The organism is Sphingomonas brevis (assembly GCF_023516505.1).
Lineage (GTDB): Bacteria > Pseudomonadota > Alphaproteobacteria > Sphingomonadales > Sphingomonadaceae > Sphingomicrobium > Sphingomicrobium breve.
In genome coordinates, this window is record NZ_JAMGBB010000001.1 from 598,217 (window position 1) to 621,810 (window position 23,594).

Below are 23,594 nucleotides of genomic sequence, written 5' to 3' on the forward strand. Positions count from 1 at the left end.
GTTGACGGGGGCGCGAGTCGCATGTCGAGCGGCCAGCGCTCTCCAAACGCACAGCGTCGGACTCTTTGGTCAGGAAGGCAAGAGGGTGCAACGAAGCGCAGCCGTCATTGCGAGGAGCAGACGCGACGAAGCAATCCAGAACGTCGCTGGATTGCTTCCCCCGGACTGGATCCGGGGTCGCAATGACGACTTGTTAAGCGGCCGGAAGCAACCTTTGCTCGCCGGCCAGGCGGATCAATGCCGCCTGGAGCTTTTCGAACGCCCGCACCTCGATCTGCCTGATGCGTTCCCGGCTGACGCCATAGACCTGCGACAGGTCTTCCAGCGTCTTTGGCTCGTCGATCAGCCGGCGCTCGGTCAGGATGTGCTTCTCGCGGTCGTTGAGGCTGTCCATCGCCTCGACCAGCAGGTCGTGGCGGACACGCCGCTCCTCGTCGTCGGCGATCACCTCGTCCTGAAGCGGCCCATTGTCGACCAGGAAGTCCTGCCACTGACCCTCGCCATCGGTATCGCGCAGCGGCGCGTTGAGGCTGGTGTCGCCACCCATCCCCATCCGGCGGTTCATGCTGATGACCTCTTCCTCGGTCACGCCGAGGTCGGTGGCGATCTTGGTGACCGCCTCCGGCTTGAGGTCGCCTTCCTCGAAAGCGTCGATCTGGTTCTTCATCCGGCGCAGGTTGAAGAACAGCTTCTTCTGCGCCGCGGTGGTGCCCATTTTTACCAGGCTCCACGAGCGCAGGATGAATTCCTGGATCGAGGCGCGGATCCACCACATTGCGTATGTGGCGAGGCGGAAGCCCCGGTCCGGCTCGAACTTCTTCACGCCCTGCATCAGGCCGATATTGCCTTCGCTGATCAGTTCGCTGACCGGAAGGCCATAGCCGCGGTAGCCCATCGCGATCTTGGCGACGAGGCGCAGGTGCGAATTGACCAGGCGCGCGGCGGCGTCGGTGTCACCATGTTCGGTCCACCGCTTGGCCAGCATGTATTCTTCTTCCGGGGCGAGAATCGGGAATTTCTTGATCTCGCTGAGGTAACGGTTGAGGCCGGCCTCCCCGCCAGAAGCGGGGATCGACACAACACGCGTGGAAGCACCATTAGCCATCGTTTCGTTCACTCCCTCAGCAAGGGGGCACGCCCCTTAGCTGTATTATCCTTATACACCAAGTCTGTTGAACAGTTCCTGCATGTCCGACGGAAGGGCACTGTCAAACGACAAACGACCCTTTGTGACGGGGTGGACGAAGCCCAGGTGAGCGGCGTGCAGTGCCTGGCGCTTGAAGTCCAATTGATTAAGCAACTTTCTGTGACCGGTTTTTCCGCGACCATAGACGGGATCTCCGACCAGCGGATGGCCGATCGAGGCCATATGCACCCGCACCTGGTGGGTCCGTCCGGTTTCCAGCCGGCATTCGACCAATGCAGCATCGTCGAGAAGTTTTAGCCGTTTCCAGTGGGTTATAGCCCGTTTTCCACGACCTTCCTGAACAATTGCTATCTTCTTCCTGTTCTGCGGCGACCGCGCCAGCGGCGCATCGACCGTTCCCTCGGCTTGACGCGGAATACCTGACACAATGGCCAGGTAGCGGCGGTCGATCGAATGGGCCGCGAACTGCTTGGCCAGCCCTTCATGGGCCTTGTCATGCTTGGCGACGACCAGCAGGCCCGAGGTGTCCTTGTCGATGCGATGCACGATGCCTGGCCGGGCGACTCCGCCGATTCCGCTCAGGGATCCGCCGCAATGATGTAGCAGGGCGTTGACCAGTGTCCCGTCACGATTCCCCGCCGCCGGATGGACTACCAGCCCGGCCGGCTTGTCGACCACCAGCAAATGCTCGTCCTCGAAGACGATCGGAAGCGCGATTTCCTGCGGCTCGTTGTGGGCCGGTTCAGGGGCTGGCACCGCCAAGGTGTAGCGCTCATCGCCTTTCACCTTGGTCGCGGGGTCGCGCACCGCCTTGCCGTCGCGGGTCAGCGCGCCGGCCTTGGTCAGCACCTTCAATCGCTCACGCGAGAGGCTTGGAACCTGTGCGGCCAATGCCCTGTCGAGCCGCCAGCCGGCATGGCTGGCGTCGAGCGCTATTGCGATGCTGATATCCCCCCCGGACATGTAGCCAGGAAATGGTGATTTGACCGTCGAGTTTCAATGGGGCCGGGGGACACTTGCTTCAGGTTAAACTCTCGCGCATCAGCGTCCCATGAACGCGATCGAACTTGCCAGCCTGTTGTGTTCCCGCCTGTGCCATGACCTGATGTCGCCGGTCGGTGCGCTGAACAACGGGATCGAGCTGCTCGCCGACGAGCAAGACCCGGAAATGCGCGAAAAGTGCCTCGAATTGTTGGCGGAAAGCGCCCGTGCAAGCGCCAACAAGCTCAAATTCTTTCGCCTGGCATTCGGGGCGGGTGGCGGATTCGGCGACGAAATCGACACGCGGGAGGCCAGGACGGCGCTGGAGGGATTGTACGGCTCCGAGGGAAAGACGGAGCTCGGCTGGATGGTGGCCGACGACAAGCTGCCCAAGGGAGCGATCAAGCTGCTGTTGAACCTGGCGATGATCGCTGGGGACGCGCTGGTTCGTGGCGGCCGGCTGGATGTTGGCGCGGAACGCCGCGACGGAAAGCTGGAAATGGTGATCCGCGCAGAAGGCCAGCGGATCTTGCTCGACCCCAAGCTGCGAGAGACCATCGCGACCGGCCAATCGGGCGGAGAAGTCGAACCGCGCGCGGCGGGCGCATGGCTGGCGCACAGCTTGGCGGCGGAAGCCGGCGGCACGATCCAGCTCAGCGATCCGGCCGACCAGGTGCTGTTGATCGGCGTCACCCTGCCCAACATCTGATGGTTCAGGCCCTTCGATAAACTCAGGACAGGGCTAACGGGGCGTTAACTCCTTGGCGGCATAGAGGACTCAAGCAACTATTTTGCGTGGGGCCCCGCCGCCGATGGATGACCTAATTGCCGATTTCGTGGCCGAGTGCCGGGAAATGCTTGAAGCGCTGGGCGGCGAAATCGTCGCCTGGGAAGCCAATCCCGACGATCGCACCCGCCTCGATAGCATTTTCCGCTTCGTCCATACCGTGAAGGGCAACTGCGGCTTCTTCGATTTTCCGCGCCTGGAGGCACTGAGCCATGCCGCCGAGGACGCGCTCGCCGACTGCCGCGCCGGGCGCCGGACTCCGGATTCCGCACTGGTCAGCGCCGTGCTGGCGGTGATCGACCGCATTGGTGAGATGATTGCCTCGATCGATGCCGGCGAAGGTGTGCCGGCTGGCGACGACACCCAGTTGATCGAAGCCTTGGCTCCCGGTGCAGAAGGCCCTGCGGTGCAGGCCAGCGCAACGGTGATGACGGATGCGACGGGCAAGGCCGGGGCCGCGCCCCGCACGATCCGCCTTTCCGTTGAGTTGCTCGACCGGGTGATGTCAGGCGTCAGTGACATGGTGCTGGCCCGCAACGAGCTAGCTCGCCGCCTGCGTGAGGCACCGACCGAAGTTGCGGTCGACGGCGCCTTCGAACGGCTGTCGGGCATCATTGCCGAGATGCGCGATGCGATCACCCGCACGCGCATGCAGCGAATCGAAAATCTGTTCGTCGCGCTGCCGCGGATGGTCCGCGACCTTTCGGCGGAGCTCGGCAAGCAAGTGCTTGTCGATATCGACGGCGGCGACGTCGAGCTGGATCGCGAGATGATCGAAATGATCCGCGATCCGCTGACCCACATTATCCGCAATGCCGTCGACCACGGCATCGAGGCGCCGGCTGACCGGATCAAAGCCGGCAAGCGCGAAATCGGTTTACTGTCCGTGTCGGCGCGCCAGTCCGGCAATCAGATCCTGATCGAAATTGCGGACGACGGCAAAGGCATCGACGGCGCGAAGCTGGTCGAGAAGGCCGTTGCCAACGGCGTGATCGAGCGCGAAGCGGCCCAGAAAATGTCTCGCGGCGAGCAGTTGGCGCTGATCTTCGAGGCCGGACTGTCGACCGCTCAGTCGGTGACCGCCATTTCCGGGCGAGGCGTCGGCATGGACGTGGTTCGATCCAACGTCGAGCGGATCGGCGGGCTGGTCGAAGTGGATTCCACTCCCGGTAAGGGCACGCGGATGATCCTCCGAGTGCCGCTGACCCTGACCATCATCCCGGCGCTTACGGTGTCGATCGGGTCGCAGCATTTTGCAATTCCGCGTTCGGCTATCGAGGAAATTGTCCGTGCCAACGGCAGCAGCGTGACGCTGGAGCAGATTGGCGGCGCGGGGGTCGCAACGATCCGCGGTCGCCGCGTCCCCGAGGTCGCGCTGGCCAATGTACTTGGCCTGCCCAACACGATGGCCGACGAGGACCGCACCCTGGTCGTGCTCCGTCCGGCCGGCGGCGATGTCTACGCGCTGGCCGTCGACAAGATCCACGACCATGAGGAACTGGTGGTGAAGCCGGCCGCTCCGGCGGTGATGGCGACCGGACTCTATGCCGGTACCACTCTGGCCGACGACGGAAGCCCGATTCTGTTGTTCGATCCTGCCGGCATTGCGCAGGTCGGCGGAGTCAAGCTCGAGGCGATTGAGCGGGCCGGCCGAGGTGTCGATGCGCCGGTCGCAATCAATTCCAGTGAAGTACCAGTGCTGCTGTTCCGCGGCCTCGATGGCGCACGCCGCGCGCTGAGGCTGGGCGTGGTCGACCGGATCGAGGAGGTCGAGCCGGATGCGATCCGCACTACCGCCGGGCAATTGCGGGTCCAGCTCGGCGAAGCAATCCTGCCATTGGCCGGTGTTGCCAATGCGGAGGAAATCAACGGCAAGATCCGCGTTTTCCGTCTGAATGACGGTAGCCATGAGCTTGGCTACGCCTTCCGCGAGGTAATCGACCTGATGGCGATCGACCGGGACGTGATTCCCGCCGACGTGCCGGGAGCGGTCAGCGGCGTCACCCTGATCGATGGCGAACCTGCCGAATTGATCGACGCCCACTGGCTATTTGCCGAGCATCTCGGCGCTGCGGTTCGGCCGCACGCGCAGCTGGTCTGCCGGCTACCGGAAAACGACGCCTGGATGCAGAATATGTTGCGCCCGATCGTCGAGGCCGCTGGCTATCTGGTGATCGGCGAGCAGGATGAACTGGCAGCCGACGTAACCATCGTCTCGCAAGGCAAGGACGTCGAACCCGGCCAGGGCGGACGGATCTTGCGCCTGGCGGCCGATCCGGACGCCGCCAACGGCGAGGACAGTATCTATCGCTACGATCGGGCCGGCCTGCTGATGGCGCTCAAGGCATCGAGCGCGAGCGCAGGGAGGCGTTGATGAACGAGTTGCTGCTAATCGTGTCGATTGCCGGTAGCCGCGTTGCACTGCCCGCGGTGGCAGTGGAGAGCGTGGTCGAGCTGGAGGCGCTGATCCCGGTGCCTCGCGCGCCGGATCATCTCGCCGGCCTGTCGGCGCTTCGTAGCCGCGTCTTGACCGTGATTGATTGCCAGCGTTCGCTCCAGCTCGGCACGACCGACCTTAACAATGGCGACCTTCATGAGGCCGCGGTGGTTGAGCTCGACGGCCATCACTATGCCCTGACGGTCGATGCGGTGGAGGATGTCGTCGAGGCCCTGTCCGAAGCGGCCCCGATCCGCGCCGCCATGGGAGAAGGTTGGGAGCGAGTATCCAAGGGGATGGTCGAAACCGAAGAGGGCCCGCTTCTGCTCGTCGACATTGCCGCCATCATCGCCGGCCCAGTCTCGGAGGCCCGCGCGGCTTAAGAGGTTCGTTACCCTTATCGCTTAGTAACTGCGCTAACATTTGACGGAATTGATATTATGAAAACCTGCCTCATCGTCGACGACAGCAAGGTCATCCGCAAGGTTGCGCGGCATATCCTGGAAACGCTTGAGTTCCAGGTTGACGAAGCCGGTGATGGGCGCGAGGCGCTGGACCGCTGCGAAGCAAAAATGCCCGACGTCGTGCTGCTCGATTGGAACATGCCGGTAATGAGCGGAATGGAGTTTTTGAAGCTCCTTCGGCAGCGCGGACATGCGGACCAGCCGAAGGTCGTGTTTTGCACGACGGAAAACGACATGGCTCATATCCGCGCGGCACTTGAAGCGGGCGCGGACGAATATGTGATGAAGCCGTTCGACCGCGAAACGCTGCACATCAAGCTGCAACTCGTCGGCGTAGCCTGAGAATCCGATGAGCGGGGCGCTCGCCACTTCCCGGGCCAGCGATCGGGCTGGGGCCGGCCGGCAACTGCGCCGGCCGATCCGGGTGATGATCGTCGACGATTCGATGGTCGCCCGCGCGGTGCTCAGCCGGATGATCGACGCCGACGGCAATTTCGAAATCGCGGCGATTGCCGGCACTGGCGAGGACGCCGTTGAAGCGCTCGGCCAGGTAATGGTCGATACCATCCTGCTCGACCTGGAAATGCCTGGTGCTGGCGGGCTGAAGTCGATTCCGCATATCCTTGAGGCGGCCAAGGGCGCCAAGGTGCTGATCGTCTCGTCCCTTGCCGAGGAAGGCGCCGAGGAAACGGTCGCGGCCCTGGCGCTGGGTGCCGCCGACACGCTGCCAAAGCCTGGCACCGGCCGGTTCAATGGGCGCTTCTCGGAAGTACTGCTCGGGAAGCTTCGAGAGCTTGGCTATGCCGACCGCAGTTCGATCCCGGCGAGGCCGGTTACCATCCCGCATCGGCCAATGCCGGTTCAAAGCGATACGCCGCTTCGATTGCTGGCGATCGGAGCGTCGACCGGCGGCATTCATGCGCTTGCTACCTTTTTCGATGCGCTGCCCAAGCGGATCGGTGTGCCGATCCTGGTAACCCAACATTTGCCGCCGGCTTTCATGACCGTGTTCGCCCGCCAATTGTCGGCCGTGGCCGGGCGGGAAGCGGTGGTCGCCGAAGACGGAACGAAGCTGCTTCCCGACCGGATCGTGGTTGCGCCAGGCGAAGCTCATTTGCTGGTGGACGAAGTCAACGGTCGGTTGGTCGCGCGACTGCTCAAGACCAAGGTCGCCAGCGGCTGCTTGCCGTCGGTCGACCCGATGCTGGCCTCGGCCGGCGCGATCCTCGGTCCGGCCGCCCTCGGCGTCGTGCTTACCGGAATGGGCCGTGATGGGGCTGAGGGTGCCAGGCGGCTGGTCGAAGCCGGCGGTGCCGTCATGGCGCAGGATGAAGCCAGCTCGGCAATCTGGGGTATGCCGCGCGCCGTTGCCGAGGCCGGCCTGGCCTGTGCCGTGCTTCCGCCCGAAAAGCTGGCGCGGCGAGTTGGCGTGCGGAGCGAGGAGGCCTCGTGCAAGTAAGCGATAGTTCGAGCCGAATCCTCGCCGGCCTGCTCGAGGCCCGTACCGGACAGCAATTGACGATGAGCCGCCGCTGGCGGATCGAAACAGCGCTTGCCGCGCTGCTTCGCGAACGCGGCATTCCGACGCTGGACGAGCTGATCACGATCCTGGTGATGGGCCGGGAACCAAGCCTGGCCACTCAGGTCGTCGAAGCGCTGCTCAACAACGAAACCTACTTCTTCCGCGATCGCTCTCCGTTCGATCTGCTGACCAAGTCTACGCTGCCCAAGCTGGCCCAGCGCCGCCAACAGACCAAGCGGCTGTCGATCTGGTCGGCCGGCTGTTCGACAGGGCAGGAAGCATATTCGCTGGCGATGCTGTTTGCGGAAGATCCGGTGAAATGGGCTGGCTGGACGATCGACATCCTCGGCAGCGACGTCAGCGAATGCGTCGTCCGCCGTGCCCGCGAAGGGACCTACAGCCAGTTCGAGGTGCAGCGAGGCCTTGGCATTACCCAGATGATCCGCTGGTTCGAGGAAACCGGCAATGGCTGGCGCGCGGTCGAGCCGCTACGCCGGATGGTTCGCTTCCAGGTGCATAATTTGCTCGAACCGCCACCGCATCCCGGCAAGTTCGACATCGTCCTGTGCCGCAACGTCCTGCTCTACCTGAACGGCGACCGCCGGGCCCAGGTGTTCGACCGCATCGCCGATGCGATCGCGCCCGACGGCTCCCTGATGCTCGGCGCCGGGGAGACGGTCATCGGGCAGACCAGGCGCTTCTGGGCCGACCCGGATTCGCGCGGGCTCTATCGTATGGTCGACCAGGAGGAACCGCGGGGAATTGCGGTTGCCTGATCGCCTCGACCGGGCCGAAGTCGGTCGATCGAGGCGTGAATCAGTCAACAATTTAATCGAGACCTTGATTCACGTTTCAGCCGTAGCTGAAACGATCAAGGTCTAGGGGCTTGACCCCGCACCCAATCCCATGTGCCATGCGGCAATGGACGTGACGCGCCGCCCTTCGCCCAACTTCGATGAGCGCGGACTGCCGGTTTCGATGATTGTCCTTCATTACACCGGCATGCCCGACGCCGAAGGGGCATTGAACCGCCTGACCTCACCGGATGCGCGGGTATCCGCCCACTATCTGGTCAGCGAGGAAGGCGAGGTGTTCCAGCTGGTCGATGAGGAAAAGCGCGCCTGGCACGCCGGCAAAAGCTATTGGCGCGGGATTACCGACGTCAACAGCGCGAGCGTCGGGATCGAGATCGTCAATCCCGGCCATGAATTTGGTTACCGCCCGTTTCCCGACGAGCAGATCGCATCGGTCATCCCGCTGGTGGCGGATATCAAGGAACGGCACGGTATCGGCCGCGGCAATGTTGTCGGCCACAGCGATATCGCGCCTGCCCGGAAGGAAGACCCCGGAGAGCTGTTCCCCTGGGCAGCGCTGGCCAAGCGCCGGCTGGCGTTGCCCAGCCCGACACGCGACCTGATGGACCCGTACTGGACCGATGCCGGCTTCCTGCTGGCGCTGGAGCGGTTCGGCTATGACGTGACCGATACGCAAAAGGCGGTGATCGCCTTTCAGCGGCGCTTCCGGCCCGATCTCATCGACGGGATCGTCGACGGCGAATGCCGCGCCAAGTTGCTCGCACTCTTGCTGCCTCGGCCGCAATAGGCTTGTTTCGCGTAATCCAGGGAGTGGGCACCAACCGGGGGGAGACAGGGGCGATGCTGCGCGGACTGATCGGAATAACCGCGACCTTGCTGGCTATGGCCGCCGCACCGGCGCAAACTGCCCGCAATTCCGGCCATTATCTATTCGTATGGACGGGGGATCAGGCCAAGCAAGCAAATGACTTCCTGATCGTTATCGACGCGGACCCGGTGTCGCCGACCTATGGCAAATTGCTCACCGGCCTTGCCACCGATCAGAAGAGCGTGCGCATCCACCACACCGAATATGAAATGCCCGCAAGCGGCATGCTGTTTGCCAATGACCATGGTGCGAACCGCACGTTCATCTTCGACCTCCGCAAACCGCTGGAGCCCAGGATCGCGGCGTCGTTCGAAAATATGGACAGGTTCAGCATGCCGCACAGCTTCCTGCGACTGCCCAATGGCCACGTGCTGGCGTCCTTCCAGTTCGCCGCTCACGGCGACCATATGACGATGAGCGGCAAGACCGGCGGGCTGGTCGAGATTGACGATAGCGGCAAGGTGGTGCGGTCGGTCAGCAATGCCGACCCAGCCCTCGCGGACGAAGGCCTGCTACCCTATAGCCTGGCCGTCCTGCCGAAGATCGACCGGGTGATCGTTACAAACTCGCCAATGGGCGATGATTATCTGTTGAGCAGCAACAGCTACCAGCTGTTCCGTCTGTCGGACCTCAAGTTGCTAGGCACTTACCGGCTCGACCCCGGCCCAACGCTCAATGGCCATATCGCGCCCGAAGAGGCCCGGATCGGCCCGGACGGCGCGGCCTACGTCCAGACGCTGTCTTGCGGCATCCAGCGCGTGACCGGCATGGACGGGCCGTCGCCGTCGGCCAGGATGGTCCACAAATTCCCCGGCGACTTCTGCGGCGTGCCGACCATTGTTGGCCATTACCTGGTGCAGAGCGTGCCGAGTATCCACGGTTACATCGTGCTCGACATTTCCGATGGTGCAAAAGCGCGCGAGGTGTCCCGGTTGGTGATCAACGACAAATATGATCCGCACTGGACCGGGTGGGACGCAAAAGCGAAGCGGCTGGTTGTAACGTCAGGCAAATCCGGCGACCGGATGTACCTGCTGAAGCTCGACGGGACGACGGGCGCGCTGACAATCGACGAAACGTTCCGCGATATCGATGGCCAGGTGGGTTTCAGCTTCGCGAAGCGAACCTGGCCGACGGGCTGGACCGGGGAAGGGAGCCCTCACGGCGCCGTCTTTTCGCGCTGATCGATCTGATTGCGACCTGTTGGACAGGATCGTCGACGGGGCATGCCGCCAAGTTGCTCGCGCTCTTGCTGCCACGGCCGCAATAGCCCATATCGCGCGCCGCCAGGGGATCGGGCGGCCGCGGCCCCGCACTTGATGCGGGGGCGAGGAAAGTCCGGGCTCCACGGAATAACGGTGCCGGGTAACGCCCGGCGGTTCCGGCTTCGGTCGGGATCAGGGAAAGTGCCACAGAAAGCATACCGCCTGCCTTCGGGCGGGTAAGGGCGAAAGGGTGCGGCAAGAGCGCACCGCGTCACTGGCAACAGTGGCGGCACGGTAAACCCCACCGGGTGCAAGACCGAATAGGGGCGGCACATGGGCCTGTTCCGGCTCGTCGCCCGGGTTGGTCGCTGGAGGCGAAGGGTAACCTTCGTCCTAGAGGAATGGTCGCCATCTCCGCGCAAGCGGAGATACAGAACCCGGCTTACAGGTCCCCTGGCAAATTGCTTTTTCGTCATTGCGAGGAGCCGAAGGCGACGTGGCAATCCACGTTTCCCTGGATTGCCTCGCTCCGCTCGCAATGACGGCAGACTGTGTCTAGTGAAGGAAGTGATGGCCAAGCCGACCCGATCCGACGACTGGGGATTTCCCCGCTGGCGCCCCTATGGCGCCAAAAGTCGTGCCGCGACCCGGGTGCGCCTGTGCGATCGCGAGGGCTGCAACGAGCCGGGCGACCGGCCCGCGCCCAAGGCGCCTAACAGCCCAGAGCGCTGGATGTTCTGCGAGGCGCATGCGGCCGAATACAACAAGAATTGGAATTACTTCGCCGGCCTTTCCGCCGAGGAAGCCGCCAAGCGTGCGGCCGAGGAAGAAAGCGGCGCCAACGCCTATCGCAAGAGCGCCCACTATCAATGGGCCGGTCCCGGCGATGGCACCCGCACCCGCGATGAAATGCGCGCGCTGGATATGCTCGAACTGGAGGCCGACGCCGACTTCAAAGCGGTCAAGGCCAGCTATCGCCGGCTCGCCAAGGAACATCATCCCGATCGGCACAAGGGCGACAAGGAAGCGGCCAAGCGGTTCCATGCGGTTCAGGCGGCCTATGAAGTCCTTCGCAAAGCTGAAGAGCGGCGCACAGGCCGTCCGGCTTGACGGCCGAGCACCGCTCTCGGAAGTCCGGGACCAAGCTTTAAGGGTTCAGCATGAAGGTTCCGGTGGCCTGGGCGATCGGCCGGCCCGGATCGCCGCCATGGGCAGTGCCGCGGATGAAGGCGACCTGCCGGGTCAGCTTGTAGCATTCGCAGCGCGCGATCACCGTTTCTCCCTTCAGGGAGGGGCGGAGGTAATCGAGGCGCAGGTCGATCGTGACGAGCGGCTGGAAATGGCCGAGCGCCATCCACACCGACGCGCCGCCGCACGTGTCGAGAAGGCTGACGATTGCACCCGACGCCAATATGCCCTGGTCCGGAATCCCCACCAGCTCCTCGCGCCACGGCAAGGCGAGCTCGATCCAGTTGTCCGCGGAATTGCGATACTCGAGCGCAAGTGCCCGGCCATGGCCCAGGGTGCGGACAATCTCGAAAAAGCGTTTGGGGTCGAACGCTTCGCGCTTGGCAGCGTCGCTTTCCGGCGTCTCGCTCATGCCGCAGCCAGCCGGGCGGCGGTCTCGCGCACCAGTGCGATCATATTGGGAACGCCCTGCGTGCGATTGGACGACAATTCGCGGGTGAGGTTGAACGGCTCCAGCAGCGCCCTGACGTCCATTGCGGCGACTTCGTCGGGCTGCCTGTCCTGTACAGCCGAGAGGATCAGCGCCACGACGCCCTTGGTAATGGCGGCATTGCTGTCTGCAAGGAAGTGAAGCCGGCCGTCGGGCAGGCGGGTTGGATAAACCCAGGTGGACGAGGAACAGCCGCGCACCTTGGTTGCATCGGTCTTGAGCGCGTCGGGCATCGGCTCCAGCTTGCGGCCTAGCTCGATCAGCAGCCGGTAGCGGTCCTCACTGTCGAGAAACTCATATTCGCCGGCAAGATCGGACAGGGCAGGGAGGGCGGTCATTGTTGGCCACTTAGGCGGTGGTACCCGCCTTCGCTAGCCTCAGCGGTCGCGCAACTCGTCAATCTGGCGAGTCAGCGTGTCTTCCTTCTCGACCGCGATCCGCTCAAGCACGTTAATTCGTTCCTTGAGCTGCTTGACCTCGTCTCGAAGCCGGAGGGTTTCCGCCTTGTCTTCCGCCGAGATCGCCGAGCCGTCGCCCCGATGGCGATGGCCATATTTGGCGCGCAGTACCGAAGCGATCATCACCGCGACCACGATGACCGCGACCATTTCAAAAGGATTCACTGGACCTTGTCTCCATTGCCGAGGCGCGGCGTGCGCAGCGCCTCGATTTGCGCGGCGGTTTCGATTCCGCCGTCCGTGACGATCTTTTCAAGCACTCTGACCCGCGCTTCAAGCTCCGCGTTCGATGCCGCATATTGCGCGGCCTTTTCGGCGGTCAGCATGGCATCGACTTCAAGCTGCTTTTCACGAAACCGGAAGAACCGGTGAAATCCGTAGAACAGCATGATCGTCGGCAAGCCGATGACGATCAGGGCAATCATCACTTCGCCGGGACCCATCATGCGTGACCTCCCTTGTCGATTGCCAGCTGGTCGATTTCCTTGGCGAGCCGAAGCGGCTGGTCGGTAACGATCCGCTCGATCGTCTCAAGCCGATCCTTGACCGATCCAAGCTCGGCCCGCAGCTGAGCGTTCTCGGAGGTGAGCAGCTTGATCCGTTCCCGCGATTCCTTGTCGGTATGCGGATGGATCGCCTGGCCCCAGGCTCCGTCTAGCGGATAGCCATGTTTGATGCGCAGCCAGGTGTTCATGACCCACCCGCCGATACTGATCCCCAGAATTGCAATCAGATAGGGCAACAGCTCGGTGGCCCGGTCGAACCAAAGCACAGTCTCAGGATCCATGATGTTCCCCAGTAGAGTAATTGATCAGCGCAGCTGTTCGATTTCGTGGGCAAGGCTGCGGTTTTCGGTCGTTACATAGCTTTCAATGTCGGCCAGGCGGCGGTCGATGTCGCGCATCCGGCTGCGGATGTCGCGGGCACTGCGCCGCGGGGACTGCCTGACGCCCTGCCAGAATTGCTGATGCTCGTTATCCTCAAGCACCAGCTCGCTCGGCTTGTCGTCCGCGATGAAGCCGGCGATGAAGTAGAGTGGCAGGACGCTTCCGCCACTCATGAACACCGCGCTGACGAACATAATCCGGACGAGGGTGATATCGAGCCCGGTATAGTCGGCAATTCCCGAACAGACGCCCATGAACTTGCCACCGCGCTTGTCGAGATAGAATTTGGTGCGGCTCGGAGGCTGCGTGCTCATCGTACTGAATCCTCGTCGGTCAACAGGCGTTGGCGGTCGGCTTCCGGCAGGACATTCTGACGCCAGCTCGGGTTTTCAGCGGTCATAATCCGCTCGATCGTGTTCAGCCGGTCGTCAAGCCGCCGCGCGGCGTCATGCAGCTCGTCCAGCAGCTTTTCGTCCGAACCGGTCAGAGTCGCCGCCGTCTTCCATTTGGTGATGTAGTGGAAGACCAGCCAGGGTAGTCCAATGAACAGGGTGACAATTGCAATTACCGGAATAATTTCTTCCACTTACGCCCCCTTGGCCTTCATGGCCGCCTTCATCGCTTCCAATTCGGCATCCACCTTGTCGGTCGCGCGAAGCTCGGCAATTTCCTCTTCCAGGCTCTTCGGCCCGGTCATTCCCAGTGCATCGGCCCGGCCCTCGGCGAAATCCGCGCGCCGTTCCAGCTGATCGAAGCGCGAAAATGCATCTTCGGTCCGGTTGCCATGCAGGACTTCACTTGCCCGTGCGCGTGTCACGGCGCTTTCGATCCGGGTAGCGATGGCATTCTGGCGAGCACGGGCTTCGCGCAGCTTGCCCTGCAACTTGGCGATGTCGGCCTCGTAGCCCTTCAGCGTGTCTTCGATCGACTTGAGCTCAAGCTCCAGGCCCTCCGCCATGTCGGCCGCCTTCTGCCGCTCGATCAGCGCCTGCTTGGCCAAATCCTCCCGATCCTTCGAAAGTGCCAGCTCGGCTTTCTCGGTCCAGCTTGCCTGAAGCTGGTTGAGCCGGAGCAGCGCGCGATCCATCTCCTTGCGGTCGGCAATGCACCGCGCCGCCGAAGCGCGAACCTCGACCAAAGTCTCTTCCATTTCGAGGATGATCATGCGGATCATGCGCGCCGGATCCTCGGCCCGATCGAGCAGCTCGGTAAAATTGGCTGCGAAGATATCCCGTGTCCGGGAAAAAATGCCCATCAAGTCACTCCAACGACAAGCCCTGTCGAAATTCGCTATGCAGGCAATGTGCCAAAACTAAAGTTCACCTAAAATTCTGCCAAAATGGATAGAAATTGGCAGAAAATTGCGCGAAACATCTTGCCACATGGTGGGATTTACCACCACATGTTGGCGCATGGAACGGGCCAATCAGTTCGTCGGTCAAAGCCTGGCCTTCCTCGACGCGGTCGAGCGGGCAAGCCGTGCCGCGCCGCTCAATCGACCCGTCCTCGTAATCGGGGAGCGCGGGACGGGCAAGGAGCTGATTGCGGAGCGCCTGCACCATCTTTCTTCGCGCTGGGCTGGCCCGCTGGTGACGATGAACTGCGCCGCCTTGCCCGAAAATCTGATCGAGGCGGAGTTGTTTGGGCATGAAGCGGGGAGCTTTACCGGCGCCGCAAAAACCCGGCATGGGCGGTTCGAGGAAGCGGACGGCGGAACGCTGTTCCTGGACGAGCTGGCGACCTTGTCGTCACCGGCTCAGGACCGGCTGCTGCGCGCGGTCGAATATGGCGAGATTACCCGGATCGGCGCGTCCAAGCCAATATCCGTAGACGTCCGCATCGTGGCGGCGACCAACGAGCATTTGCCGAAGCTGGTCGACCAGGGACGGTTCCGCGCCGACTTGCTCGACCGGCTGTCGTTCGAGGTGGTGACGCTGCCGCCGCTCCGCGCCCGCAAGGGCGACATTCCATTGCTTGCCGAACATTTCGGCCGCCGCATGGCCGTCGAGCTCGACTGGTCCAATTGGCCGGGCTTTTCGGACCGGGCGGTAGCCGAGATGGAAGCCTATGGCTGGCCCGGCAACGTTCGCGAACTGCGCAACGCGATCGAGCGGGCGGTCTATCGGGCCGAAGACCCGGAACGGCAGATCGACGCCATCCAGTTCGATCCGTTCGCATCGCCCTGGGTGCTCAGTCCCGACCCGGCGGGCGCGGTCGAGGTTGCGGCCTATTCGGCACAACCCGCCGCGGCTCCGCCGGAGTCCGTGGCAGCGATGCCGGCGCCCACCACCGACGATCTTCGCGGCGCGGTTAACGCTTATGAGAAAGCGCTGCTGGAAGAGGCCTTGGCCCGCCATCGCTACAACCAGCGGTCGACAGCGGCGGCTCTCGGGCTCAGCTACGACCAGTTGCGGCATGCGATGAAGCGGCACCAGCTGGCGCTATCCTCACCCGCTTAGGCTTGAATCATGCTATAGGTCGTCGCGGGTGTCCGATTCACGGAGTCGGGAGGTCCTATGATGAGACTATCTCTCGCCATTGCGCTGTTGTTCGCGGGCAGTGCCGCGTCCGCTCCTGCGTCCATCCTGGTTGTCGGCGGCAATATGGCCCGAAGCTGCTATCTTGCCGCGGAGGCGAAAAACCTGGGCCGCGACGCGCTTGAGTCATGCAACCGCGCTTTGGCCGACGAGCCGCTGACCCGGGAGGATCGGGTGGCGACCTATGTCAATCGCGGGATTATCTATTTCCGCCAGGCGGCGGTTCCCCAAGCGACGGCCGATTTCGACCGTGCGCTGGCGCTAGATCCGGCGGAACCTGACGCCTGGCTCAACAAGGCCGTCATGCTTGTCCAATATGGGCATAGCGCCGAAGCCATGCCGATGATCGAAAAGGCAATCGACCTGAAGACCCGCCGTCCCGCGGTTGCCTATTTCGTTCGTGGGCTGATCCATGAGGAGCGCGGCAATCTGCGGGCCGCCTATGACGATCTCCAGCACGCCAGGGCGCTCGAGCCCAATTGGCGGCAACCGGCAATCGAGTTGGCGCGCTACCAGGTCCGCCAGCCCTAGCCGGCGGACTGGTTCGCGTAAGCTTAGCGCGGCAGCGACTGGAAGCTGGCCATCGCGTAAAGCATCGGGATCGACAGCAAGGTGTTCGTGCGGCTGGCCAGCATTGCAACGCGCGCCGACTTGGCCTTGGTCGCATCGTCCGCTTCAACCAGGCCCAGGGCCTTCTTCTGGTTCGGCCAGATCACGCCCCACACGTTGAAGCCCATGATCAGACCCAGCCACATGCCGGTTCCGATCAACTGGAAGCCGGGCTTGAAGGTCAAGGCTTCGACCAGATAGCCGTTCGACCAGGCCAACAGCAGGCCGATCAGCATGGTCATCGCCGCCGCCCAGCGGAAATAGAACAGTGCCTTGGGCGCGATATATTTGGACACGCCCGGCTTCAGCTCGGCGGGGATGGAGGGCATGGTCGGGATCTGCACGAAATTGAAATAATAGAGCAGGCCGATCCAGGTGATGCCGAAGAAGACGTGCAGCCAGCGCAGCACGACGGATTCCGTGATCGCATCGGCATGGAAGCCCATCATCAAGCCGATCGCGAGTACCAGGCCGATCAGCAGCACCGTGTTCAGATTTTCGAGAATCTTCCCCATCATTTCCCCCTCGGGTTGGCGGATTGCGCCGCTTCAATGTGCTGCTGTTACGACCGTGTAGGGCCAGGGGGCAAGATATTGACGGCAGATTGGGGAGCAGGATGCGCTGAGCCGCGTTGGGAGATGGGGCTTCCTCTTTGAGTCTGCCGGGAGACGATCATGGCTTTCACCCTTCCTGACCTGCCGTTCGACACACAGGTCCTCGCGCCTCATATGTCCGCCGAAACGCTCGACTATCACCATGGCAAGCACCACCGGGCCTATGTCACCAAGGTCAATGAGCTGCTCGGCGACACTGACCTTGAAGGCGCATCGCTGGTCGAGGTGATCCGCGCCGCCCATGAGCGCCACGACAAGAAGTTGTTCAACAACTCCGCCCAGATCTGGAATCACAGCTTCTTCTGGCAGTGCCTGGCGCCGGCCGGCTCAACCCGCCCGTCGGGCAAGCTGCGCGACATGATTGCCGCCGATTTCGGCGGCGAGCAGGCCTTGCTCGACAAGCTTGCGGCAGAAAGCGTCAACCATTTCGCCAGCGGTTGGGGCTGGCTGGTGCTCAACAACGGCAAGCTGGAGGTGACCTCGCTCCACGATGCGGACACCCCGGTTGCCCATGGAATGACCCCGCTTCTGACCGTCGATGTGTGGGAGCACGCCTACTACATCGATTACCGAAACGAACGGCCGCGCTATGTGAAATCAGTGCTCGAACACATTATCAGCTGGGATTTCGTCGCGGAGAACCTCGACGGCCAGGGCACATCCCGGGCAGATCAGAACGCTAGGATTTCAGCCGATAACCTGACTTGAAGATCCAGATGATCGCCGCGAGCGGGACGAGGATCACCGCCGCCATCATCGCGACGCTTGCCCATAGCGGCACGTCGCTGACCCCGAAGAAGGTCCAGCGATAGCCCGCCACGAGATAAAGTACGGGGTTCAAAAGCGTGACCGTGCGCCATGGCTCGGCAATCGATCCGATCGAATAGAAGACCCCGCCGAGGAAGGTGAGGGGAGTCACCACGAGCAGCGGAATTACCTGTAATTGCTCGAAATTCTTGGCCCAAATGCCGATCGCGAAACCCAACAGGCAGAATCCGACCGCGATCGCGACCAGGAACAGCAGCATCAGCAGCGGATGGGCGACCCATACGTCGACAAACAAAGTGGCGGTGGCGAGCGTGACGATCGCCAGGATCACCGCCTTGGTCGCCGCGGCGCCGACGTAAGCCGTCACGGTTTCCAGCGGCGACAGCGGAGCCGACAAAATCTCGTAGATGGTGCCGGTGAACTTGGGGAAGAAAATGCCGAAGCTGGCGTTCATCAGCGCCTGGGTCAGCACCGACAGCAGGATGAGGCCGGGTACGATGAAGCTGCCGAACGGAATTCCGGCCATGTCGCTCATCCGGCTGCCGATCGCCGAGCCGAACACCAGAAAATAGAGCGCGGTGGTGATGACCGGCGTGACGAGGCTCTGCCACAGGGTGCGGCCCCAGCGCGCCATTTCGAAGCGATAGATCGCCTTGACGCCGTGGACATTCATGCCGCTTTTTCCTCATGGACCAGGCTGACGAAGATATCCTCGAGGCTCGACTGGTGCGTGGCGAGGTCCTTGTAGCCGATGTGGAGCTCGTCCAGTCGCCGCATCAGCCCGGGAATGCCCGTGTGGTCGGCATGGCTGTCGAACCGATAACAGAGCGCATGGCCCTCATCCTCGAGCGCCAGGCCCCATTCGGCGAGGCCTTCGGGGATTTCCTTTAGCTCATCGTCGAGCGTGATCTTGAGCGTCCGCTGGCCCATCTGCGCCATCAGCGCTTTCTTGTCGCCCAGCGCGACCAGTTCGCCCTTGCGGATCACGCCGACCCGGTCGGCCATTTCCTCGGCCTCTTCGATATAGTGGGTCGTAAGGATGATCGTGGTGCCGTCGGCGCGAAGCTTGCGCACCAATTCCCACATGTCACGCCTCAGCTCGACGTCGACGCCCGCGGTCGGCTCGTCGAGGAACAATATGTCGGGTTCATGGGCCAGCGCCTTGGCGATCATCACCCGGCGCTTCATTCCTCCGGACAGTTCGCGCATCTCCGACTTGCGCTTGTCCCACAGGGTGAGCCGCTTGAGGATCTCTTCGATTTTCCCGTCGTCCCGAGGCTTGCCGAACAGGCCGCGAGAGAAGCTGACCGTGGCCCAAACGCTTTCAAACGCATCGGTGGTCAGTTCCTGGGGCACCAGGCCGATACGGGTTCGGACGCGCCGGAAGTCCTGCAGCCAATTCTGGCCCTCGACCCGCACTTCGCCGCCGGTCGCCGTGACGATTCCGCAGACGATGTTGATCAGCGTCGTCTTGCCGGCGCCGTTCGGCCCGAGCAGGGCGAGTATCTCGCCGCGCCGGATATCGAGGTCGACGCCCTTCAGCGCCACGACGCCATTGGCATAGGCCTTTTTGAGTCCCTCGATGCGGATGATCGCTTCGCTCATTCGATCGGTCCCGGTTCCGCTGGCTTGGCCTGGTCCTCGGCGGCAAGTCCGTGGCGCATCAACATGGGGACGTTGGCAACGGCAAAGAGCAGGGTTGCGGGAATTGCTCCCCACAGCTTGAACGCGATCCAGAAGTCGGTGGTCGAGTTGCGCCACACCGCTTCGTTGACCACCGCCATCAATGCAAAGAAGATCGCCCAGTTGCGGGTCAGCTTGCGCCAGCCTTCCTCATCGAGCCCGGGATAGGTGCTCCCGAGCACCAGCTTCAAAAGCGGCCGCTTCGTCGCCAGCCCGAAGGCGAGCAGGCCGGCGACCAGGGCGTAATAGATGGTCGGCTTGATCTTGATGAATGTCTCATTGTGCAGCCAGATGGTGAGGCCGCCGAGCACCACCACCATCACCGCCGAAAACAGCAGCAGGGGCGAGACGTAACGATATCGAATGGCGGCAAAGCACAGCGCCGCGACCATCGCCGCCATGAATGCGCCGGTAGCCACGAAGATCTTGAGCGGGCCGGCGACCGGCGCAAAGAAATTGACAAGGAAGAATACCAGCAGCGGGCCGATATCGATCGCCAGCCGGGCGACTCCGGCGGGCTCGCGAGGTTGAACTTCGCTCATGCCGGTAGCCCCGCAATGGCGCGCGCCACCGCGCGCGGATCGAATGGCCGCAAATCATCCACTCCTTCACCAACCCCGATCGCATGGATCGGCATTCCAAATTTCTCAGCCGCCGCGACCAGCACGCCGCCGCGCGCAGTACCATCCAGCTTGGTCATGACAAGGCCGGTCACCCCGGCATCGCGCGCAAATACCTCGATCTGGTTCAGGGCGTTCTGGCCGGTGGTCGCGTCGAGCACCAGGATCACGTCATGCGGCGCTTCCGGATTCAAGCGGCCCAGCACGCGGCGGACCTTGGACAGTTCTTCCATCAGATGCGCCTTGTTCTGCAGCCGCCCGGCAGTGTCGACGATCAGTGCGTCGATGCCGGTCGCGGTGGCTTGCTTGACGCCGTCGAAGACGATCCCGGCCGCGTCGCCGCCCTCCTTGCCGGAGATGACCGGCGCATTGATCCGGTCGCCCCAGATTTTGAGCTGTTCGATCGCCGCGGCACGGAATGTGTCGCCGGCTGCCAGCAGCACGCCATAATCCTGTTCCTTCAGCAGGTGGCCGAGCTTGCCGATCGTGGTGGTCTTGCCGCTGCCATTGACGCCGATCACCAGGATGACGTGCGGGCGAGGAAATCCCCAGATTTCGAGCGGCTTGGCCACCGGCGCCAATATCTTCTCAATCTCCTCGGCCAGGATCGTGCGAAGCCCGCGCTCGTCCAGCTGCTCATACCGACGCGCGGCAATGCCTTCCCGGATCCGCTTCGACGCCTCGGGGCCCAGGTCGGACGCGATCAGCGCCTCCTCGATATCGTCGAGAGTCGCCGTGTCGAGCGCCTGTTCTTTGACCAGGCCCGAAATATTCTCGCCCAGGCGGTCCGCCGTTTTCTTGAAACCGCCTGTCAGGCGTTCGAGCCAACTCATTCAAAAATCCCGATTAAAATGTCGTGATCGCGGCCAACGATCCGGGCTGTGCCAAGGTCGCCGCGCTTCGATCCGGCGATGCGGACCGGCGCGAAGCCGTCGCTATGACCCTTCTCGCTATTCTCGATCAGCACCGTCTGCCGAGCGCCGGCCAGGCCAACCAGCCAGCGCAGGCGGCGCTCTTCCGCCGCCTGCCGTAGCCGAGCCGCACGTGCCTTGACCAGTTCGCGCTCCAGCTGCGGCATTCTCGCCGCCGGCGTGTCCGGGCGGGGCGAAAAAGGGAAGACATGAGCGGCGACGATGTCGCAATCGTCGAGCAGCTTCAGCGAGTTCAGAGCGGCTTCCTCGCTCTCGGTCGGGAAGCCGGCAATCAAGTCGGCGCCGATGGTGACATCGCCCCGAGCCGACTTTAGCCGCTCGACCGTTGCCACCGCCTGCGCGCGGCTGTGACGTCGCTTCATCCGCTTGAGGATCAGATCGTCGCCAGCTTGCAGCGACAGATGAAAATGGGGGAGGAGCCGGGGTTCGCCCGCCACCAGCTCCATCAGCGCATCGTCAATCTCGATGCTGTCGAGCGACGACAGGCGCAGGCGCTTCAGTTTCGGCAAATCGGTCAGAAGCCTCTGGCAAAGCGGACCAAGTCCCCCTGCATAGCTGGTGATGTCGACGCCGGTCAGGACGATTTCCATCGCGCCAGCCTCGAGCTCCCGTGTCACGGCATCGCGCACTGCCTCGTACGGAAGCGACCGGCTCGCCCCACGAGCCTGCCATATCGAACAGAAGGTGCAGCGATGGTCGCAGCCGGTCTGGACTGCGACGAAACTCCGTACCCGCGCCAGGAAGCCAGCCGCGACCGGCGGCGCCGGTGCAGTCATGACGTCAGTCATCAGAATCTTACCCTCGCCGTTCGCCCCGAGCGACGTCGAGGGGCGTGTCTCGACTTCGCTCGACACGAACGGGAATAGGAAAGACTCCGCCTTATACTTCTCGGCATTCCCCACGACCCGGCTCACTTCGGGCATTGCCGCGAAGCTTGCCGGATCGAGCTGGGCGGCGCAGCCGGTGACGATGATGCGCTTCTCGGGCGCGTCGCGATGGGCGCGGCGGATCGCCTGGCGCGTCTGCCGGACCGCTTCATTGGTCACCGCGCAGCTGTTGACGATGATCGCATCGTCGCCGGCAAAGCCACGCATCGCCTCGCTCTCGGCGAAATTGAGCCGGCAACCGAGGGTGATCGTCCGCCCCGTCATCAGGCGAAGGCCGCCAGGTCGATTTCGCCGGTGAAAACATGCGTTGCCGTTCCGCGCATGCGGATCGGATCGCCCGGCGCCCAGGTCACGGTCAGCACACCGCCTCGCATATGCACCTTGACCGGCGAATTGGTTTTCTTCTGCGCGATCGCCGCGACTGCGGTGGCGCAGGCACCGGTGCCGCACGCCAGGGTCAGCCCCGAGCCGCGCTCCCACGTGCGGAGGTGAATGTCGCCGTCACGCACGCTGGCGACATTGACGTTGATCCGCTCGGGAAAGGCTGGGTCATGCTCGATTGACGGGCCAAGGCTGGTGAGTTCTATCGTCCGCTCATCGTCGACGAAAAATACCAGGTGCGGATTGCCGACGCTTAGCGCCATCGGATGTTCGAGCGGCCCCCAGGCCAGCGGCAGCCGGGCGGTGTCCATCGGATAGGTGAGCGGAACCTCGTCCCACGCGAAGTGGGGCGGGGGCAGGCTGACCTCGACTTCGGCTCCGAATGTCCCACCCTCTACCTTGCCGCCGCCGGTCTCCAGGCTCTTGGCGCCGGTCAGGGCGACTACGCAGCGCGATGCATTGCCGCAGCTTTCCACTTCGCCGCCGTCATGATTCCAGATGCGCATCTTCACATCGGCGGTGGTGCTGGGTTCCAGCAGGATCAACTGGTCGCAGCCGATGCCGAGGTGACGGTCGGCCAGCGCCTTGGCCAGCGCGGGAGTCATCGTCACCGGCTGTTCACGCGCATCGATCACGACAAAGTCGTTTCCAAGCCCGTGCATCTTGTGGAATTGCCGCGTCACGCGCGCCGAATTAGGGACGAGTAGTCAGAGTGTCCACCTCGCAGCGTCATTGCGAGCGGAGCGAAGCAATCCAGCTTTGCGCTTATTTCTGGATTGCTTCGTCGCTGCGCTCCTCGCAATGACGAACCGAGGAGAATCTGAATGCAACGAGCCGCATCCGATGTCATGCAATCCGTCCTGCTGTCCGCGGTGATCGATGCGCTGGAAGCGATGAAGGCCGCGTCGGCCGGCGTCCCAAACAACATGCTGCGCGACCTGCAGAGCGTGCACCGCAACACTACCTTTGCCGACCTGCCCAAAGCGGTACAGGATTCGATTGCACAGAGCGTCCGCGCGGCTTTCACCCAGCTTTTGAAGGAAGGCTATGCGGTCGGGCCCAAGCAGGCGATCCAGCAATCGCGGCCGATGGACCGGGTGCCGGAGCGCGACCGCCGTACACCGGCCGACCGCCGCGATTTCCGCCAGGGACCTGGGCGGAGAGGGCCGGGTGGTCCGGGTGGCAAACCGGGCGGTGGTCGTCCCGGCGGCGGCCGTCCCGGCGGACCGAGAAAGCCCAAGCCTTAGTCGTCTTTCCCGCGAAAGCGGGAACCCAGTTTCTTTGTTTTTGCTAGGTTCCCGCTTTCGCGGGAAT

At 63.1% G+C, this 23,594-nt stretch carries 30 protein-coding genes and 1 other RNA gene; 14 read left to right on the forward strand and 17 right to left on the reverse strand.

Annotated elements, in window-relative coordinates; all coding sequences use genetic code 11:
- Positions 1-193: 193 nt before the first annotated feature.
- On the reverse strand, positions 194-1,105 hold the full coding sequence (gene rpoH / locus LZ518_RS03155; RefSeq protein ID WP_249914586.1) for an RNA polymerase sigma factor RpoH: 912 nt from the start codon (positions 1,103-1,105) through the stop codon (positions 194-196).
- A 51-nt stretch (positions 1,106-1,156) separates the two neighbouring features.
- Positions 1,157-2,110, reverse strand: a complete 954-nt coding sequence (locus tag LZ518_RS03160; RefSeq protein ID WP_249914587.1) for an RluA family pseudouridine synthase — start codon at positions 2,108-2,110, stop codon at positions 1,157-1,159.
- Between the two features lie 88 nt (positions 2,111-2,198).
- Here LZ518_RS03160 and LZ518_RS03165 point away from each other — a divergent pair, with 88 nt between their 5' ends.
- The 10 genes from LZ518_RS03165 to LZ518_RS03210 all read left to right on the forward strand — a co-directional run bounded on the left by LZ518_RS03165 (position 2,199) and on the right by LZ518_RS03210 (position 11,336).
- Positions 2,199-2,837: a histidine phosphotransferase family protein gene (locus tag LZ518_RS03165; RefSeq protein ID WP_249914588.1), complete on the forward strand. Its 639-nt coding sequence runs from the start codon at positions 2,199-2,201 to the stop codon at positions 2,835-2,837.
- Positions 2,838-2,940: 103 nt separating this feature from the next.
- Positions 2,941-5,289, forward strand: a complete 2,349-nt coding sequence (locus tag LZ518_RS03170) for a chemotaxis protein CheA (protein WP_249914589.1) — start codon at positions 2,941-2,943, stop codon at positions 5,287-5,289.
- Positions 5,289-5,735: a chemotaxis protein CheW gene (locus tag LZ518_RS03175; protein WP_249914590.1), complete on the forward strand. Its 447-nt coding sequence runs from the start codon at positions 5,289-5,291 to the stop codon at positions 5,733-5,735. The genes LZ518_RS03170 and LZ518_RS03175 overlap by 1 nt, the downstream gene beginning before the upstream one ends.
- 57 nt (positions 5,736-5,792) lie before the next feature.
- Entirely contained in the window at positions 5,793-6,158 is a 366-nt protein-coding gene (locus LZ518_RS03180) for a response regulator (protein ID WP_025502836.1), read from the forward strand.
- A 7-nt stretch (positions 6,159-6,165) separates the two neighbouring features.
- Positions 6,166-7,275, forward strand: coding sequence for a chemotaxis-specific protein-glutamate methyltransferase CheB (gene cheB / locus LZ518_RS03185; protein WP_249914591.1), 1,110 nt, complete (start codon positions 6,166-6,168; stop codon positions 7,273-7,275).
- On the forward strand, positions 7,266-8,114 hold the full coding sequence (locus LZ518_RS03190; RefSeq protein WP_249914592.1) for a CheR family methyltransferase: 849 nt from the start codon (positions 7,266-7,268) through the stop codon (positions 8,112-8,114). The genes cheB and LZ518_RS03190 overlap by 10 nt, the downstream gene beginning before the upstream one ends.
- A gap of 145 nt (positions 8,115-8,259) precedes the next feature.
- On the forward strand, positions 8,260-8,940 hold the full coding sequence (locus tag LZ518_RS03195) for an N-acetylmuramoyl-L-alanine amidase (RefSeq protein ID WP_249914593.1): 681 nt from the start codon (positions 8,260-8,262) through the stop codon (positions 8,938-8,940).
- Positions 8,941-8,942: 2 nt separating this feature from the next.
- Positions 8,943-10,205: a selenium-binding family protein gene (locus LZ518_RS03200; protein WP_249914594.1), complete on the forward strand. Its 1,263-nt coding sequence runs from the start codon at positions 8,943-8,945 to the stop codon at positions 10,203-10,205.
- A gap of 102 nt (positions 10,206-10,307) precedes the next feature.
- Positions 10,308-10,687: RNase P RNA component class A (rnpB, locus tag LZ518_RS03205), an RNA gene on the forward strand.
- 109 nt (positions 10,688-10,796) lie between these two features.
- Complete coding sequence (locus tag LZ518_RS03210) at positions 10,797-11,336, forward strand: J domain-containing protein (RefSeq protein ID WP_249914595.1); 540 nt, start codon at positions 10,797-10,799, stop codon at positions 11,334-11,336.
- Positions 11,337-11,373: 37 nt separating this feature from the next.
- Here the strand turns inward: LZ518_RS03210 and LZ518_RS03215 are convergent, their stop codons facing one another.
- The 8 genes from LZ518_RS03215 to pspA are packed head-to-tail and all read right to left on the reverse strand — an operon-like array spanning position 11,374 to position 14,504.
- Positions 11,374-11,826: a PaaI family thioesterase gene (locus LZ518_RS03215; RefSeq protein ID WP_249914596.1), complete on the reverse strand. Its 453-nt coding sequence runs from the start codon at positions 11,824-11,826 to the stop codon at positions 11,374-11,376.
- Positions 11,823-12,242 carry a SufE family protein gene (locus LZ518_RS03220; RefSeq protein ID WP_249914597.1) on the reverse strand — a complete coding sequence of 140 codons (420 nt, stop codon included), beginning with the start codon at positions 12,240-12,242 and terminating at the stop codon, positions 11,823-11,825. The genes LZ518_RS03215 and LZ518_RS03220 overlap by 4 nt, the downstream gene beginning before the upstream one ends.
- Positions 12,243-12,281: 39 nt before the next feature.
- Positions 12,282-12,527, reverse strand: a complete 246-nt coding sequence (locus LZ518_RS03225) for a hypothetical protein (RefSeq protein WP_249914598.1) — start codon at positions 12,525-12,527, stop codon at positions 12,282-12,284.
- Positions 12,524-12,808, reverse strand: coding sequence for a hypothetical protein (locus LZ518_RS03230; protein ID WP_431358208.1), 285 nt, complete (start codon positions 12,806-12,808; stop codon positions 12,524-12,526). Before LZ518_RS03230 ends, LZ518_RS03225 begins: the two co-directional genes overlap by 4 nt.
- On the reverse strand, positions 12,805-13,149 hold the full coding sequence (locus tag LZ518_RS03235) for a hypothetical protein (RefSeq protein ID WP_249914599.1): 345 nt from the start codon (positions 13,147-13,149) through the stop codon (positions 12,805-12,807). Before LZ518_RS03235 ends, LZ518_RS03230 begins: the two co-directional genes overlap by 4 nt.
- A 24-nt stretch (positions 13,150-13,173) precedes the next feature.
- Positions 13,174-13,563 (reverse strand): envelope stress response membrane protein PspC, encoded by a 390-nt coding sequence (gene pspC, locus LZ518_RS03240; RefSeq protein ID WP_249914600.1) that lies wholly within the window; start codon positions 13,561-13,563, stop codon positions 13,174-13,176.
- The gene (gene pspB / locus LZ518_RS03245) at positions 13,560-13,835 is read right to left on the reverse strand and encodes an envelope stress response membrane protein PspB (RefSeq protein WP_249914601.1); all 276 of its coding nucleotides are present in this window, start codon (positions 13,833-13,835) and stop codon (positions 13,560-13,562) included. The genes pspC and pspB overlap by 4 nt, the downstream gene beginning before the upstream one ends.
- Positions 13,836-14,504 (reverse strand): phage shock protein PspA, encoded by a 669-nt coding sequence (gene pspA / locus LZ518_RS03250; protein WP_249914602.1) that lies wholly within the window; start codon positions 14,502-14,504, stop codon positions 13,836-13,838.
- 157 nt (positions 14,505-14,661) lie between these two features.
- Here pspA and pspF point away from each other — a divergent pair, with 157 nt between their 5' ends.
- Together pspF and LZ518_RS03260 are read left to right on the forward strand one after the other, a co-directional pair.
- A complete protein-coding gene (pspF, locus tag LZ518_RS03255; protein WP_249914603.1) occupies positions 14,662-15,708 on the forward strand; it encodes a phage shock protein operon transcriptional activator in 1,047 nt (348 codons plus the stop codon).
- Positions 15,709-15,765: 57 nt separating this feature from the next.
- The gene (locus LZ518_RS03260) at positions 15,766-16,317 is read left to right on the forward strand and encodes a tetratricopeptide repeat protein (RefSeq protein ID WP_249914604.1); all 552 of its coding nucleotides are present in this window, start codon (positions 15,766-15,768) and stop codon (positions 16,315-16,317) included.
- Positions 16,318-16,340: 23 nt separating this feature from the next.
- Here LZ518_RS03260 and LZ518_RS03265 read toward each other — a convergent pair whose 3' ends face one another.
- Positions 16,341-16,910 carry a urate hydroxylase PuuD gene (locus tag LZ518_RS03265; protein WP_249916486.1) on the reverse strand — a complete coding sequence of 190 codons (570 nt, stop codon included), beginning with the start codon at positions 16,908-16,910 and terminating at the stop codon, positions 16,341-16,343.
- 159 nt (positions 16,911-17,069) lie between these two features.
- Between LZ518_RS03265 and LZ518_RS03270 the strand changes: the two genes are divergently transcribed.
- Positions 17,070-17,717: a superoxide dismutase gene (locus tag LZ518_RS03270; protein ID WP_249914605.1), complete on the forward strand. Its 648-nt coding sequence runs from the start codon at positions 17,070-17,072 to the stop codon at positions 17,715-17,717.
- On the opposite strand, the gene LZ518_RS03275 is transcribed toward LZ518_RS03270, so the two are convergent.
- From LZ518_RS03275 to dapF, 6 genes are read right to left on the reverse strand one after another with little or no spacing between them, the layout of a single operon-like run.
- Positions 17,689-18,450, reverse strand: a complete 762-nt coding sequence (locus LZ518_RS03275) for an ABC transporter permease (RefSeq protein ID WP_249914606.1) — start codon at positions 18,448-18,450, stop codon at positions 17,689-17,691. The genes LZ518_RS03270 and LZ518_RS03275 overlap by 29 nt on opposite strands.
- On the reverse strand, positions 18,447-19,382 hold the full coding sequence (locus LZ518_RS03280) for an ABC transporter ATP-binding protein (protein WP_249914607.1): 936 nt from the start codon (positions 19,380-19,382) through the stop codon (positions 18,447-18,449). The genes LZ518_RS03275 and LZ518_RS03280 overlap by 4 nt, the downstream gene beginning before the upstream one ends.
- Positions 19,379-20,002 carry a septation protein A gene (locus LZ518_RS03285; RefSeq protein ID WP_249914608.1) on the reverse strand — a complete coding sequence of 208 codons (624 nt, stop codon included), beginning with the start codon at positions 20,000-20,002 and terminating at the stop codon, positions 19,379-19,381. The genes LZ518_RS03280 and LZ518_RS03285 overlap by 4 nt, the downstream gene beginning before the upstream one ends.
- Positions 19,999-20,913 carry a signal recognition particle-docking protein FtsY gene (ftsY, locus tag LZ518_RS03290; RefSeq protein WP_249914609.1) on the reverse strand — a complete coding sequence of 305 codons (915 nt, stop codon included), beginning with the start codon at positions 20,911-20,913 and terminating at the stop codon, positions 19,999-20,001. The genes LZ518_RS03285 and ftsY overlap by 4 nt, the downstream gene beginning before the upstream one ends.
- Positions 20,910-22,163: a MiaB/RimO family radical SAM methylthiotransferase gene (locus LZ518_RS03295; RefSeq protein ID WP_249914610.1), complete on the reverse strand. Its 1,254-nt coding sequence runs from the start codon at positions 22,161-22,163 to the stop codon at positions 20,910-20,912. Before LZ518_RS03295 ends, ftsY begins: the two co-directional genes overlap by 4 nt.
- A complete protein-coding gene (gene dapF / locus LZ518_RS03300; protein ID WP_249914611.1) occupies positions 22,163-22,963 on the reverse strand; it encodes a diaminopimelate epimerase in 801 nt (266 codons plus the stop codon). The genes LZ518_RS03295 and dapF overlap by 1 nt, the downstream gene beginning before the upstream one ends.
- A 141-nt stretch (positions 22,964-23,104) precedes the next feature.
- Here dapF and LZ518_RS03305 point away from each other — a divergent pair, with 141 nt between their 5' ends.
- On the forward strand, positions 23,105-23,527 hold the full coding sequence (locus tag LZ518_RS03305; RefSeq protein WP_249914612.1) for a hypothetical protein: 423 nt from the start codon (positions 23,105-23,107) through the stop codon (positions 23,525-23,527).
- Positions 23,528-23,594 lie beyond the last annotated feature (67 nt).